This is a genomic window from Polaromonas sp. YR568, assembly GCF_943369675.1.
Lineage (GTDB): Bacteria > Pseudomonadota > Gammaproteobacteria > Burkholderiales > Burkholderiaceae_C > Polaromonas.
Map to the genome: position 1 here is coordinate 53005 of NZ_CALROB020000017.1, position 13438 is coordinate 66442.

A 13438-nucleotide genomic window follows, 5' to 3' on the forward strand; every position below is an offset into this window, starting at 1 on the left:
CTTGATCGGCGAGTGATGACCAATGTATAGCCGCCAACCGCCTCACGGGTTCGGAAAACCGCCGGCCGCCAAACCCCTGAAACGCCCCACGCAGGCCAGGGCGGTGTTCACCGTGCAGGCGATTTACGACGCCTTTGTTCGGATTTGGCGTCGCGACGGCTGGGACGGCGCGAGCACGCGCGCGGTGGCGCTGGAAACCGGCGTGGCTATCGGCACCTTGTATGACTATTTCCCCAACAAGGCCGCGCTGCTGTCGGGTTATGTGCGGCACTGCATGGAGCGGTTGCTGCAGGCGATTGAAGAACAGGCGGTCACACCGCCCGGGCTCAGCGCGGAACAAAGGCTGCGCACGCTGGTCCGCCTGGCCTGCGGCGCCGACACGCCCGAGCTGCCCTGGTTCGACGCCGGCATGCTGGCGCTGGAAACCGGCATTGCCGAAGGCAAGCACCACAGGCGCGTTCACGAGGAATTGCTGGCCGCCTGGATGCGCGTGTTTGACGCCTGCACCGATCTGCCGCAACAGCCTTCCGCCGAAGCCATCCAGGCCATGCACCTGGCGGTCTGGGGCGGGCGCCGCTACGGCTTGCTGATTGGCCTTAGCGAGGCCGAAAGCGTTGAATGGGCGCGCCAGATGGAGAAGCTGTGCCTGGCGCTCATCAAACCTGAATAAGGTTTATTTGTAGCGCTCGCGCGCCAGCGCGGCACCTTGCGCCAAAGCCTGCAATTTCTTGAGCGCCACTTCGCGGTCCATGGGCGCCAGGCCGCAATTGGTGCACGGCAGCAGGCGGTTCTTGGGCACGTACTGCAGCGCCTTGCCTATGGTGTCGGCCACTTGCTCGGGTGTTTCAATCTCGTCGCTGGCCACGTCGATCACGCCGACCATCACGTCCTTGCCCTCGAGCAGCGCCATCAGGTGCGGCGGCACGTGCGAGTGGTAGCACTCCAGGCTGACCTGGCGTATGGTGCTTTTGGCCAGCGCCGGGAACACGGTTTCATACTGCCGCCATTCCTCGCCCAGCGAGGCCTTCCAGTCGGTGTTGGCCTTGATGCCGTAGCCGTAGCAGATGTGCACGGCCGTCGTGCAGGTGAGGTCTTGCGCCGCTCGCTCCAGCGCCTTCACGCCCCAGTCGGCGGCTTCTTTCATGTAGACGTTGAAAGCCGGCTCGTCGAACTGGATGATGTCCACGCCGTCGGCCTGCAGGGCCAGCGCTTCCTGGTTCAGCAGCTCGGCAAAAGCCATGGCCATCTTGAATTTGTCGCCGTAGAACTGGTCCGCCACGGTGTCGACAATGGTCATGGGCCCGGGCAGGGTGAACTTGATTTTTTTGTCGGTGTGCGCGCGCAGCAGGCGCGCCTCGGCCGCATGCACGCGGCCCTTGAGCTTGAGCGCCGACACCACCTGCGGCACCATGGCATCGTAACGGTTGTTGCGTATGCCCATCTTGACCTTGTGCTCGAAGTCTATGCCCTCGACCTGCTCAAGGAAGCCGTGCACAAAATGCTGGCGCGACTGCTCGCCGTCGCCGATCACGTCCAGGCCCGCATCTTCCTGCGCCTTGATCCACAGCAGCGTGGCATCGGCCTTGGCCTGCTTGAGTTCGTCGCCTTCGGCCTTCCACTGCGGCCAGAGCTTGTTGGTTTCGGAGAGCCAGGCGGGTTTGGGCAGGCTGCCGGCGATGGTGGCGCTGAAAAGCGGCCGTGCGGAGGGTGTGGTCATGGATTTGTTCCTTGTCTCAAAGTTTGTTGTTCATCGCGCGGTACTTCAGCAAATTCAGAAAAACTCGCGCGCCAGCAGTTCGTATGAGCGCCGGCGGGCCACCGGGTCGTGCGCCCAGGTGATCACCACCAGCTCTTCAACCTCGAGTGTATTCGCCAGTGTCCGCAGTTTGGCGGCGACCTGCGGGCCGCTGCCGACCAGCGCGCCGGCCCTGAGCTTGGCGGCCTCCACCTGTTCGGCCGGCGTATAGGGCCGCTGCGCCACTTCTTCGGGTGACGGCAAGGCCGCCAGCGCGCCGCGGTTGCGGTCTATCTTCCAGCGCTCGCGGCCCGAAAAATGGTGCCAGGCCTCCGCTTCGGTGTCGGCCGCAAGCGCCCACACACACAGTACGGCCTGCGGCGCGGGGTGCCGCGGGCTGGGGCGGTAATTGGCGCGGTAGAGCTCCAGCGCCTGCTCGGCGCCCTGCCCGTCGGTGATGAAGTAAGCAAACGCATAAGGCAGGCCGTAATGCGCCGCCAGCTGCGCGCCGTAGTCGGAGCTGCCCAACATCCACATCTCGGGTGTGGTCGGCCCCATGGGGTTGGCCGTCACGCCGCGGCCCGGGTGGCCTTCAGGCAGGTCTATGCCGGCCAGCCAGGCCTGCAGCTCGCGCACCTGGATTGGAAAATTTTCCGCGGACTGCCGCGGGTCGCTGCTGAGCAGGCGTGCCGTGCGCATGTCCGAGCCCGGCGCACGGCCCACGCCCAGGTCTATGCGGCCCGGCGCGATGGCTTCGAGCACGCGGAACTGCTCGGCCACCTTGAGCGCCGCATAGTGCGGCAGCATCACGCCGGCGCTGCCCACGCGGATGCGGCTCGTGGTCGCGGCAATCGCGGCCATCAGCACCTCGGGCGCGGAGCCGACGATGCTGGGGTGGCTGTGGTGCTCACTCACCCAGAAACGGCGGTAGCCCAGCGCCTCGCAGTGGCGGGCCAACTGCAGGGTTTCACGGATGGAGGCATCTTCCGTGCGGCCGGTGACGGCGACGGATTGGTCGAGAACGGAGAGCGTGATCATGGTCGGGTGACTATAGCCAGAGAGCCCAAATCCCGCTGGGCCGGGGTTACCTTGGGCGGCTCTGTTCCAATAGAGGCTTCACCACAAGAAACAGATCACGCCCGCTATGGCACTCAAAGCCACCATTTACAAAGCCCAGCTTGCGTTGTCCGACATGGACCGCAACATCTACGCCGACCACAGCGTGACGATTGCGCGCCACCCGTCGGAGGCCGACGAACGCATGATGATCCGCCTGCTGGCCTTCGCGCTCAACGTGCCGGCCGACGACAAAAAGGGCAACCTGGAGTTCGCCAAGGACCTCTGGGACGTGGACGAGGCCGCGCTCTGGCACAAGGACTACACCGAGCAGATCCTGCACTGGATAGACGTGGGCCAGCCTGACGACAAGCGCCTGATGAAAGCCGCCGGCCGGGCCGAGCGCGTCAGCGTCTACAGCTTTGCCAGCAGCACGCCGGTCTGGTGGAAGAACATCGAGACCAAACTCACGCGCGCTTCCAACCTGGTGGTCTGGCAGATTGACGCGGCCGAAAGCCAGGCGCTGGCCAAACTCGCCGAGCGCAGCATGCAGTTGCAGGTGACGGTGCAGGACGGCACGGTGTGGATGAGCACCGCGCTCGGTTCGGTGGAGATCACACCGCGGCGGTTGACGGCCGGCGAATAAAATTACCCGGCCTTAGTCTTCGCTTCCTGGTGCTGGTAAGGCGGCAGCTTCACGCCGCAATGAAAGCAAAAGTCCGCCTCGGGCAGGTGGCCCTCGGTCAGGCATTCGTGGCAGGTACGTGTGGTGGGCAGGGCCAAATGCTGCAGGCGCCGCTCCGCCGCCATTTCGGCGGTGACGATGCCGGTGGGCACGGCCAGGATACCCCAGCCCAGCAGCATCATGAAAGACGAGATCAGCCGGCCCAGGTCGGTCTTGGGCGTGATGTCGCCAAAGCCCACGGTGGTGACGGTGCTGATGGCCCAGTAAACCGAGGTCGGGATGCTGGTAAAGCCGTTCGACGGACCTTCGACCACATACATCACCGTGCCCATGACCAGCACCATCATGACCACGGCCGACAGAAAGACCAGGATTTTGCGCCCGCTGGCGGCCAGCGCCCGGCCCAGCGACTGGTATTCGGCCACATAGGCGGCGAGCTTGAAGATGCGAAACACGCGCAAGAGGCGCAGCACCCGCACGTCGATCAGCGCGTGCAGCTCGGGGAAGAACAGCGCCAGGTAGGTCGGCAGCACGGCGATCAAGTCGATGATGCCGAAAAAGCTGGTGGCGTACTGCAGCGGCCTGCGCACGCACAGCAGGCGCGCGAGGTATTCGGCGGTGAACAGCAGCGTGAAGATCCACTCGACCACCGCGAAGGTGCGCCCGTGCGAGGCGTGGATGGATTGCACGCTGTCGGCCATTACGACAGCGATGCTGACCAGGATGATGGCGATCAGCGCCTTGTCGAACAGCCTTCCGGCGCGCGTGTCGGCCTCGAAGATGATGGTGTACAGGCGCAGGCGCCAGCCGGCCAGCGGCTTGCCGCCGAAGTCTTCGGGTGTGGGTGGGGCGGGTTTTTGGGCCATGGGTGCCGCGCCGCGCTCAGGCCGTGGCCTGGCGGAACTTCGCCCAGGCCGCTTCCGTCGGCGTGGTGCTGGCGCCCGGCTGCTGCGGCAGGCTGAAGTGGCCGTCCACCACCTGGGCGGGCTCCAGGAAGCAGTCCTTGATCCAGGGGATGTATTCCAGCACCGTGCAAGCGGGGTGCGCGTAACTCAGGTGCACGTGCACCTGGCTCATGTCGCCCGCATGCGGCGCCACCGGCAGGCGGTAGGAATGCGCGGTGTCGCAGACCCGCAGCACTTCGGTGATGCCGCCCATGCGCGTCACGTCGGGCTGCACCCAGTGGATGGCCTCCTGGTGGAAGAACTCGGCGAAGGCGTCGTGCGTGTAGAGCTGCTCGCCCAATGCCACCGGGATGCTGGTGCCGCGCGCCAGCTGCGCGTGGCCTTTCACGTCGTCGTGCCAGAGCGGCTCTTCGATCCAAAAAATATCCAGGCATTCCGCCGCGCGGCAAAAGCGCTGGCAGGTGGGCAGGTCCCACTTGCCGTTGCCGTCGGTGGCCATGGTGATGGACGGGCCTATGGCGCGGCGCACCGCCTCCAGCCGCTTGAGGTCGCGGTCCACGCTGGAGCCTATCTTGACCTTGATGCCGGTAAAACCCTCGTCCACCGCGCGCTTCGCGCCGGCCACCAGTTGCTCGTCGGGGATGCTGAGCCAGCCGATGTCGGTGTTGTAGGCCCGCACCTTGTCGCGCACCTGGCCGCCCAGCAACTTCCACAGCGGCACGCCCGCGGCCTTGGCTTTCAAGTCCCATAGCGCGATGTCGATGGCGGCCTGCGACAGCGTGGTGATGCCGGCGCGCCCCACCCACTGCAGGGCAGGGTTGCGAGCGAGCTTGAGCCAGAGGCGGTTGGTGTCCAGCGCGTCCTCCCCTATCAGCAGCGGCGCGTGGCAGGTTTCAATGCAGCGCGTGATCAGGTGGTCGCTGGGCAGGTGCGCATGGGTGCCGGTAAAGCCGAACCCGCTGAGGCCGGTGTCGGTGTCTATCTGCGCGCCCACCACACCCCAGTGCGAGATGGTGTGCGTGCTGTCGGCGATTTGCGAGCCTGTCACGGGCACGTGCAGGATGAAGGGCTTGACCGAAGTGATTTTCAAAACGCTCTCCAGAAACAGGGCACGGAGGCCGGGCTCTCACGACTCGCGCTGCTCGGCTTCCTGCAGCGTGCGCCACATGACTTTGCCCGAGCCGCTTTTGGGCAGCGCATCGACAAACTGCACCACACGCGGGTATTTGTAAGCCGCCATGTTATCCCGGCACCAGCCGATGATGTCTTCCTCGCTGGTTTGCCCTTTTGCGGCGGGGCGCAGCACCACCACGGCCTTGACGGTTTCACCGCGGTAGGCGTCGTGCGTGGAGATGATGCAGGCCTCCTGGATGGCCGGGTGCTTGAACATCAGCGCCTCCACCTCGGCCGGCCAGACCTTGAAGCCCGAGGCGTTGATCATGCGCTTGAGCCTGTCAGTGATGAAGAAGTAGCCCTGCTCGTCCATGCGTCCCAGGTCGCCGGAGCGGAAGAAACGCTTGCCGTCGAGTTCGATGAAGGCGGCGGCCGTGGCGTCGGGCCGCTTCCAGTAGCCCTGGAAGTTCTGCGGCCCGCACATGACGATCTCGCCCTGCTCGCCCTGCGGCATCTCTTTAAGCGTGAGCGGGTCTATCACGCGCGCATCGGTGCTCAGGAAAGGCACGCCCAGGCATTGCTGTTTGGTCGCGTCGGGCGGGTTGCTGTGCGAGGGCGCGGCGGTTTCGGTGAGGCCGTAGCCTTCGGCGAAGCGCAGGCCGTATTGCTCCCACAGGCGCTGGGCCACGGCCTGCGGCATGGCCGCGCCGCCACCGCCTATGTAGACCAGGCTGCTCAAATTGAAATCAGCGAAATTGGGGCTGCCCAGCAGGTCTATGACCATGGTCGGGATGTTGGTCCAGTGCGTCACACGCCAGCGCGAGATCAGCCGCCCGGCCAGTTCGCGGTCCCAGCGCGGCATGATGACCAGCGTCGAACCGCCGTAGATGGACGCGTGCATCACCGACACCATGCCGGTGATGTGGAACATGGGCACCACCGACAGCACCACGTTCTCAAAGGTGCTGTTGCCCCAGAGGCAGCTGCCGACGGCGTTGTGCATCAGGCTGGCGTGGGTGTGCATGCAGCCCTTGGGCAGGCCGGTGGTGCCGCTGGTGTAGGGCAGCACGGCCAGGTCCTGCGGCGTGGCGGTGTGCGGCGGCAACTCGCCGGCATCGTAGGCCGCGCCCGCCGTCGCGTCGGCCCAGTCCATCACCGTGCCGCCTTCCAGCACCGGCGGCGCGTGGCGCGTGCCCAGCCACTCACGCCAGGCCGGCGGCATTGCGGTGTCGCCCGCGCCGGCCCCTTCCAGACTCATGTCGAAGGCATCGCTGTAATGCGTGACCACCATGTGCGCCAGCCGCTCGGCCGGTGCCAGCTGCGCGTTGGCCCTGGCCAGTTCACCCGCCAGGTCGGCCGCGATGATGGCGACTTTCACGTCGGGGTCGGTGATGTAGTGCTTCAGTTCCTCGGCCCGGTTCATGGGGTTGACCGGCACCACCACCGCATTGGCGCGCAGGATGGCAAAGTGCGCGATCACCCACTGCGGGCAGTTCTGCATGTCGAGCAGCACACGGTCGCCGCCGCGCACACCCAGGCGGTGCAGGGTGGCGGCCAGGCGCTCGGCCTGGCGCAGCACCTCGGCGTAATGAAACACACGGTTGAAAAACACCAGCGCGGGCTTGTCGGGAAAGCGCAGCGCGCTGACCGCCAGGTTGTGCCACAGCGAGGTCGCCGGCGGCGTGATGCTGCGCGGCAGGCGCTTGGGCCAGACCTGGTGGTGCAGGTTGTGCGGGGTGGTGACAGGGGCGGCGGGGGCGGCCCGGCCGCTATCGGATTCAGGGGTCAAGAAAGGGCTCCAGGCAAGTGCGGACTTGGGGTCTCAGCCTAACCCGAGTCGGCCTCCCCCACATCCGGGAAGCCCCCGATAAAACACTGTCGCTTGGGCGACCCGCGCTCACTATGATGAAACGGCACCGCCTGCACGCGCAACACACACAACAGGAGACTTCATGAACCGCTTCTTCGCCCTGCCCCGCAAGACCCTCACGCTGCTGGCCTTCACGGCGCTGGCCACTTCCACAGCCTTTGCGGCTTTCCCCGAAAAACCCATCCGCATCGTCATCGGCTTTCCGGCCGGCGGCCCGCTGGACCAGCATGCCCGCCTGCTGACCGAACGCCTGCAGGCCGTGCTGGGCCAGCCCATCGTGATCGACTACAAGTCGGGCGCCGGCGGCACCGTGGGCGCGCAGGACGTGATGAAGGCCGCGCCTGACGGCTACACGCTGATGCTGGCCAACACCGGCGTGATGGTGATCAACCCCGCGCTGTACAGCAAGCTGCCCTACGCCACGCTGAAAGACTTCACGCCGATCGCGCGCACCGCCATGCAGCCGCTGGCCCTGCTGGTCAACCCCAAGCTGCCGGTGAACAACCTGCAGGAATTTGTCGCCTACGCCAAGGCGCGCCCGGGCCAGGTCAACTACGGCTCGGCCGGCAACGGCGGCATCAGCCACCTGGTGCCCGAGATGTTCAAGAACGCCACGGGCTTGTTCATGGTGCACATCCCTTACCGCGGCAGCGCGCCGGCCTTCACCGACCTGATGGCGGGCCAGGTGCAGTTCATGGGCGAATCGATTCCGCAGGCCGCCAGTTACCACAAGCAGGGCAAGGTCCGCGCGCTGGCCGTGACCAGCAAGGAGCGCAACCCGGCCCTGCCCGACATCCCGACCGTCATCGAATCGGGCATTAAAGGTTTTGAGGTGGTCGGTTTTTACGGCTTCCTGGCGCCGGCCGGCCTGCCCAAGGACGTGACCGCCAAACTGAGCGATGCCTTCAAGCAGGTCATGAACAACCCGGACATCCGCAACCGCATGGTCACGCAGGGCGCCGACCCGGCATTCATGGGCAGCGAGGAGTTCACGCAGTTCCTGGCTTCCGAGATGCCGCGCTGGGCTGCGGCGGTGAAGGCTTCGGGCGCCAAGCTGGACTGACGCCGTTTCTACTCACTGCAGAAGAATTCATATCCGCAGATTACGCAGATTTACGCAGATTAAAGGCAATCCTGGTGCCAAGGCGCGTAACCAGCGCATGGACAGCGCATGGAGATGGGGATGAAGCCTCAAGTACAAATGCCTTTTCTTCAATCTGCGGAAATCTGCGTAATCTGCGGATAAATTTCTGCATCCCTTGGCACGCCCCGTCCCGGTGCGCCGGCCACCCAAAAGCCGCGGCCCGGTGCACGGCGCACGCCAGGCAGGTGCGCAAAGCTTGTATACCAGTTGATTAAACCAGTCATATAGGCTGGCACGGGATATGCACTACCGAGTGCATGGCCACCGCCCCCGACATCAGCAAACGCATCATCGAAGCCGTGATGGCGCAAAAGCTCGCGCCCGGCTCGCGCCTGGGCGAGCAGCAGCTGGCCCTGCTGTTCGACTGCAGCCGCACCATCGTCCGCGAAGCCCTGACACGCCTGGCGGTGCGCGGCATCGTCACCGTCAGCAGCCGGCGCGGCTGGTATGTGATCGAGCCCTCGCAGGAAGAAGCGCGCGAGGCCTTTGAGGCGCGCCGTGTGATCGAGATGGGCCTGATCCGCTGCACCACCGACGTCAGCAAGGACGCCATCAAACAACTCAAGAGCCACCTCACGCGCGAGAAAGCCGCCGTCAAGGGCGACGACGTGGGCCTGCGCAGCTTCTTGCTGGGCGACTTCCATGTGTGCCTGGCCGAATGCCTGGGCAACAACCTGCTGGCCGACACCCTGCGCGATTTCACCGCGCGCACCACGCTGATCGCCATGCTCTACCAGTCTTCGCACGATGCGGCGCAGTCCTGCGAAGAGCATGTGCTCATCGTGCAGGCGCTGGAAAAAGGCGACCTGGCGAAGGCCGAAAAACTCATGCAAACCCACATCGGCAGCGTGCAGGCCGCGCTCAAGCTGCAGGCCTCGGGCGGCGACCCGCTGGCGCAGTTGCGCAGCGCGCTGAGCCCGCTCGATGCGCAGGCTCCGGCCACATCCTCTTCGCCTCCCCGTGTTCGCAAGCCCGGCCGTGCTTCGGCCAAATCCACCGACGACTCTTCCACTTACCTAGGAGCCCTGCTATGAAGTCCAGCAAACGTGTTTTTTCTTTCGCCCTCGCCGCAGCCGCCGTGCTGACCGTCTCCGGCGTCCATGCGCAAACCGCGCTGGACGACATCATGAAGGCCAAGGAAATCAAGATCGCCATCCCGACCGACTTCCCGCCTTACGGCATGGTCGGCACCGACCTCAAGCCCCAGGGCCTGGACGTTGAAATGGCCGGCTACATCGCGCAAAAACTCGGCGTCAAGATTGAACTCGTGCCCGTCACCAGCGCCAACCGCATCGCCTACCTGCAAACCAAGAAGGCCGACCTGGTGATCTCCACGCTGGGCAAAAACCCCGACCGCGAAAAAGTCATCGATTTCACCGCCGCTTACTCACCCTTCTTCCAGGCCGTGTTCGGCCCCAAGAGCATGAGCGTGAAGTCATTCGCCGACCTGTCCGGCAAGACCATCAGCGTGACGCGCGCCGCCCTGGAAGACCAGGAACTGACCAAAGTCGCCCCCTCCGGCGCCGACATCAAGCGCTTTGAAGACAACAACACCACCGTGTCGGCCTACACCGCCGGCCAGGTGCAACTGATCGCCACCGGCGCTTCGGTGGCCGGCAACATGATGGCCAAGAACCCGCAGCTCAACACCGAGTACAAGCTGCTGCTCAGTGACAGCCCCAACTTCATCGGCGTCGCCAAGGGTGAAGACAAGCTGCGCCTGAAGGTCAATGAAGTGATCGCCGAAGCCAAGAAAAACGGCGACCTGGACAAGATCGCGATGAAGTGGCTGGGCCGCCCGGCAGGCAACTTGCCTCAGTAAGTTGTTGCACACCCCCGTTGCGCTTCGCTTCGCGTAAGCGCCTCCCCCTTGCAGGGGGCGCCGCTGGTGGCCCGGCAAAGCCGGTTCCACTGCGGCTGCCGGCATGACAGAAACAGGCAGCGTTCTTTCAACAGGAAGTTAACCATGCGTATTGAGCTCGATTTCATGGCCGTGCTGTCGCAATGGCCGCTGCTGGCCATAGGCGTCGCGTGGACGCTGGGCCTGACGGCGATCTCGTCGGTGCTGGGCGTGTTCATGGGCATGGGCTTTGCCTGGGCGCGCGCCAGCGGGCCGAGCTGGCTGCGCTGGGTGGTGGGCACTTACGTCGAACTGATCCGCAACACGCCTTTTATCGTGCAGCTGTTTTTTATCTTCTTCGGCCTGCCGGCCGCGGGCTTCAAGCTCTCGCCGGAAACCGCCTCGGTGCTGGCCATGGTGATCAACCTGTCGGCCTACGCCACCGAGATCATCCGCGCCGGCGTCGAGGCCACACCGCGCGGGCAGGTCGAGGCGGCTGAAAGCCTGGCACTCAACCGCGTGCAGATCTACACCCGCGTGGTGCTGCCGCCGGCGCTCAAGAAAGTCTGGCCCGCCATGGTGAGCCAGATCATCATCGTGATGCTGGGCTCGGCCGTCTGCGGGCAGATCTCGACGCAGGAACTCTCGTATGCCGCCAACCTGATCCAGGGCCGCAACTTCCGCGCGTTTGAGGCCTTCATCATCGCCACGGTGATTTACCTGGCGCTGTCGGTGGTGGTCCGAAAACTTCTCAACTGGATGGGACCCAGGTTCCTGTTCGGTCGATAACCAGGGCCAAGCACCATGATCGAATTCACCGTCTGGGACATCTTCCGCAACCTGCTGCTCGCAGCGCGCTGGACTGTCGTACTCTCGCTGGTCGCCTTTGTGGGCGGCGGCATCGTCGGCGGACTGCTGCTGGTGGGCCGGCTGTCGGCCACGCGCGCGGCGCCGGGCGCGCAAAAGGCCGGGCGCGTCCTGCGCCGCGCGATGGACGGCTATGTGCTGCTGTTCCAGGGCACGCCGCTGCTGATGCAGCTCTTCCTGGCCTACTTCGGCCTGGCGCTCTTCGGCATCAACGTGCCGGCCTGGGTGGCGGCCGCGGTGGCGCTCACGCTGTACACCAGCGCCTACCTGGCCGAGATCTGGCGCGGCTGCGTCGACGCGATTCCCAAGGGCCAGTGGGAGGCCGCGCAAAGCCTGGCGATGAACTTCGGCGAGCAGTTGCGCTACATCGTGCTGCCGCAGGCCGTGCGCATTGGCGTGCCACCCACGGTGGGCTTCCTGGTGCAGGTCATCAAGGGAACGGCGCTGGCCTCGGTGATCGGCTTCATCGAACTGACCAAGGCCGGCACCATGATCACCAACGCCACCTTCAAACCCTTTGTGGTGTACAGCTGCGTCGCGCTGATGTACTTCGCGCTGTGTTTCCCCGTCTCCCTGTATGCCCGCAAGCTTGAGAGGAAAGCCCGAAATGGACGCTAACGCCACCGCCATCGACACCCCATCCCCCGCCGGGTCCGAACGGACCCTGGTGGAAATCAACCAGTTGCGCAAGAGCTTCGGCACCAACGAAGTTCTGAAAGGCATAGACCTTGAAGTCAAGGCCGGCGAGGTGATCGCCATCATCGGCAAAAGCGGCTCGGGAAAAAGCACGCTGCTGCGCTGCATCAACGGGCTGGAAGTTTTTCAAAGCGGCACACTGCGCGTGGACGGCAAACATTTGCTGCACGACAACCCGCAGGTGATGCGCGAGCTGCGCCAGCGCGTGGGCATGATCTTCCAGAGCTTCAACCTCTTCCCGCACCTGACCGTCGGCAAGAACATCATGCTGGCGCCCACGCTGGTCAAGAAGACGGCCGGTGCGCCCGCCGCCGAGCATGCGCGCGCGCTGCTGCAGCGCGTGGGGCTGGCCGAAAAATTCGAGTCATGGCCCGACCAGCTGTCGGGCGGGCAGCAGCAGCGCGTGGCGATTGCGCGCGCACTGGCCATGCAACCCTCGGTGCTGCTGTGCGACGAAATCACCTCGGCGCTGGACCCGGAACTGGTGGGCGAAGTGTTGCAGGTGGTGGAAAGCCTGGCCGCCGAAGGCATGACGCTGCTGATGGTGACGCACGAGATGAACTTCGCGCGCAAGGTCTGCGACCGCGTGGTCTTCATGCACCAGGGCCGCGTGCACGAGATCGGGCCGCCCGACGAGGTGTTCTCCAACCCGCAAACCGCCGAGCTCAAGCAGTTCCTCGGCATGATCCAGTAAGTAAACCCGCCACACATGACCGCATCCACATCGCCCCGCACGCTCAACATTCCCGCCGGCCACGGCAAGGCCGTGCGCCTGCAGGCCGGGCAGGCCGTGAAAGTCATCAACACCCACGGCACCCAGGTGGTCGATTGCTGGGCCTTCAACGCCTATGACCTGAACGAATTCATGTGCATGGAAACCACCCGCGTGTGGAACCAGCGCCTGAACCCCATCGTCGGCGATTCCTTCGTCACCAACCAGCGCCACCCCATACTCACCGTGGTCGAGGACACCTCGCCCGGTGTGCACGACAGCTTCATGGCCGCCTGCGACCGGCGCCGCTATGAGCTGCTGGGCGTGCAGGGCTACCACCGCAACTGCTGCGACAACATGTTCGAAGGCATGTTCGCGCTGGGCCTGACGCCGCCGCGCGCCATCCTGGCTTCGTTCAACATCTTCATGAACATCCGCGTGCAGCCCGACGGCATCACGCTCAAGACCCTGCCCACCGTCACCAAGGCCGGCGACTCGATCACGCTGCGCGCCGAGATGGACTGCTTCGTGGCCTTCTCCGCCTGCCCGCAGGACATCGTGAAAATCCAGGGCGCGGGCGACAACACACCCAAACCGGCCGACCTGGAAATCCTGGCAAGCGCGCCAGGCCTGCCCGTCAACGGCCCCTGGGTTCCGGCGGCCTGAGGTCTCGCCAGGGCCGGCTTTACCTCGGCCCGGCATGGCCGGGCGGCTTCCCGCACAATGGCGGGGATAGACTTGCAGGGCTCCTCACCGGACGGCCACTCGCGTGCGCCGTCCCCGGGCAGCCCGCACTGCCCCCGCCGACCCCGACG

Annotated in this window: 14 protein-coding genes; 9 read left to right on the plus strand and 5 right to left on the minus strand. The window is 65.1% G+C overall.

Features of this window, described 5'->3' with window-relative positions:
- The first annotated feature begins 22 nt into the window (after positions 1-22).
- Entirely contained in the window at positions 23-670 is a 648-nt protein-coding gene (locus tag ACLV8F_RS11300; protein WP_411884312.1) for a TetR/AcrR family transcriptional regulator, read from the plus strand.
- Between the two features lie 3 nt (positions 671-673).
- On the opposite strand, the gene ACLV8F_RS11305 is transcribed toward ACLV8F_RS11300, so the two are convergent.
- Complete coding sequence (locus tag ACLV8F_RS11305; RefSeq protein ID WP_411884313.1) at positions 674-1717, minus strand: methionine synthase; 1044 nt, start codon at positions 1715-1717, stop codon at positions 674-676.
- Positions 1718-1771: 54 nt separating this feature from the next.
- Positions 1772-2770, minus strand: coding sequence for an LLM class flavin-dependent oxidoreductase (locus ACLV8F_RS11310; RefSeq protein WP_411884356.1), 999 nt, complete (start codon positions 2768-2770; stop codon positions 1772-1774).
- 109 nt (positions 2771-2879) lie between these two features.
- Between ACLV8F_RS11310 and ACLV8F_RS11315 the strand changes: the two genes are divergently transcribed.
- Positions 2880-3437 carry a YaeQ family protein gene (locus ACLV8F_RS11315; RefSeq protein WP_411884314.1) on the plus strand — a complete coding sequence of 186 codons (558 nt, stop codon included), beginning with the start codon at positions 2880-2882 and terminating at the stop codon, positions 3435-3437.
- A 2-nt stretch (positions 3438-3439) separates the two neighbouring features.
- Here ACLV8F_RS11315 and ACLV8F_RS11320 read toward each other — a convergent pair whose 3' ends face one another.
- From ACLV8F_RS11320 to ACLV8F_RS11330, 3 genes are read right to left on the minus strand one after another with little or no spacing between them, the layout of a single operon-like run.
- The gene (locus tag ACLV8F_RS11320; RefSeq protein WP_411884315.1) at positions 3440-4342 is read right to left on the minus strand and encodes an ion transporter; all 903 of its coding nucleotides are present in this window, start codon (positions 4340-4342) and stop codon (positions 3440-3442) included.
- A gap of 16 nt (positions 4343-4358) precedes the next feature.
- Complete coding sequence (locus ACLV8F_RS11325; RefSeq protein WP_411884316.1) at positions 4359-5471, minus strand: mandelate racemase/muconate lactonizing enzyme family protein; 1113 nt, start codon at positions 5469-5471, stop codon at positions 4359-4361.
- Between the two features lie 36 nt (positions 5472-5507).
- Positions 5508-7220: a long-chain fatty acid--CoA ligase gene (locus tag ACLV8F_RS11330; protein WP_411884357.1), complete on the minus strand. Its 1713-nt coding sequence runs from the start codon at positions 7218-7220 to the stop codon at positions 5508-5510.
- Positions 7221-7446: 226 nt separating this feature from the next.
- Here ACLV8F_RS11330 and ACLV8F_RS11335 point away from each other — a divergent pair, with 226 nt between their 5' ends.
- From ACLV8F_RS11335 to ACLV8F_RS11365, 7 genes are all read left to right on the plus strand, one after another.
- The gene (locus ACLV8F_RS11335; protein WP_411884317.1) at positions 7447-8427 is read left to right on the plus strand and encodes a Bug family tripartite tricarboxylate transporter substrate binding protein; all 981 of its coding nucleotides are present in this window, start codon (positions 7447-7449) and stop codon (positions 8425-8427) included.
- A gap of 338 nt (positions 8428-8765) precedes the next feature.
- Positions 8766-9542: a GntR family transcriptional regulator gene (locus tag ACLV8F_RS11340; protein ID WP_411884318.1), complete on the plus strand. Its 777-nt coding sequence runs from the start codon at positions 8766-8768 to the stop codon at positions 9540-9542.
- Positions 9539-10330: a transporter substrate-binding domain-containing protein gene (locus ACLV8F_RS11345; RefSeq protein WP_411884319.1), complete on the plus strand. Its 792-nt coding sequence runs from the start codon at positions 9539-9541 to the stop codon at positions 10328-10330. Before ACLV8F_RS11340 ends, ACLV8F_RS11345 begins: the two co-directional genes overlap by 4 nt.
- 144 nt (positions 10331-10474) lie before the next feature.
- Positions 10475-11137: an amino acid ABC transporter permease gene (locus ACLV8F_RS11350; protein ID WP_411884320.1), complete on the plus strand. Its 663-nt coding sequence runs from the start codon at positions 10475-10477 to the stop codon at positions 11135-11137.
- Between the two features lie 15 nt (positions 11138-11152).
- Complete coding sequence (locus ACLV8F_RS11355) at positions 11153-11833, plus strand: amino acid ABC transporter permease (RefSeq protein WP_411884321.1); 681 nt, start codon at positions 11153-11155, stop codon at positions 11831-11833.
- A complete protein-coding gene (locus ACLV8F_RS11360) occupies positions 11823-12605 on the plus strand; it encodes an amino acid ABC transporter ATP-binding protein (protein ID WP_411884322.1) in 783 nt (260 codons plus the stop codon). Before ACLV8F_RS11355 ends, ACLV8F_RS11360 begins: the two co-directional genes overlap by 11 nt.
- A gap of 15 nt (positions 12606-12620) precedes the next feature.
- A complete protein-coding gene (locus tag ACLV8F_RS11365) occupies positions 12621-13289 on the plus strand; it encodes a DUF1989 domain-containing protein (protein WP_411884323.1) in 669 nt (222 codons plus the stop codon).
- Positions 13290-13438: the final 149 nt, after the last annotated feature.

Excerpts from the sequence above, each read along its gene's own strand:
- ACLV8F_RS11300 (WP_411884312.1), top strand. The coding sequence starts at position 23 with ATGTATAGCCGCCAACCGCCTCACGGGTTCGGAAAACCGCCGGCCGCC.
- ACLV8F_RS11305 (WP_411884313.1), bottom strand. The coding sequence starts at position 1,717 with ATGACCACACCCTCCGCACGGCCGCTTTTCAGCGCCACCATCGCCGGC.
- ACLV8F_RS11315 (WP_411884314.1), top strand. The coding sequence starts at position 2,880 with ATGGCACTCAAAGCCACCATTTACAAAGCCCAGCTTGCGTTGTCCGAC.
- ACLV8F_RS11320 (WP_411884315.1), bottom strand. The coding sequence starts at position 4,342 with ATGGCCCAAAAACCCGCCCCACCCACACCCGAAGACTTCGGCGGCAAG.
- ACLV8F_RS11335 (WP_411884317.1), top strand. The coding sequence starts at position 7,447 with ATGAACCGCTTCTTCGCCCTGCCCCGCAAGACCCTCACGCTGCTGGCC.
- ACLV8F_RS11340 (WP_411884318.1), top strand. The coding sequence starts at position 8,766 with ATGGCCACCGCCCCCGACATCAGCAAACGCATCATCGAAGCCGTGATG.
- ACLV8F_RS11345 (WP_411884319.1), top strand. The coding sequence starts at position 9,539 with ATGAAGTCCAGCAAACGTGTTTTTTCTTTCGCCCTCGCCGCAGCCGCC.
- ACLV8F_RS11350 (WP_411884320.1), top strand. The coding sequence starts at position 10,475 with ATGCGTATTGAGCTCGATTTCATGGCCGTGCTGTCGCAATGGCCGCTG.
- ACLV8F_RS11355 (WP_411884321.1), top strand. The coding sequence starts at position 11,153 with ATGATCGAATTCACCGTCTGGGACATCTTCCGCAACCTGCTGCTCGCA.
- ACLV8F_RS11360 (WP_411884322.1), top strand. The coding sequence starts at position 11,823 with ATGGACGCTAACGCCACCGCCATCGACACCCCATCCCCCGCCGGGTCC.
- ACLV8F_RS11365 (WP_411884323.1), top strand. The coding sequence starts at position 12,621 with ATGACCGCATCCACATCGCCCCGCACGCTCAACATTCCCGCCGGCCAC.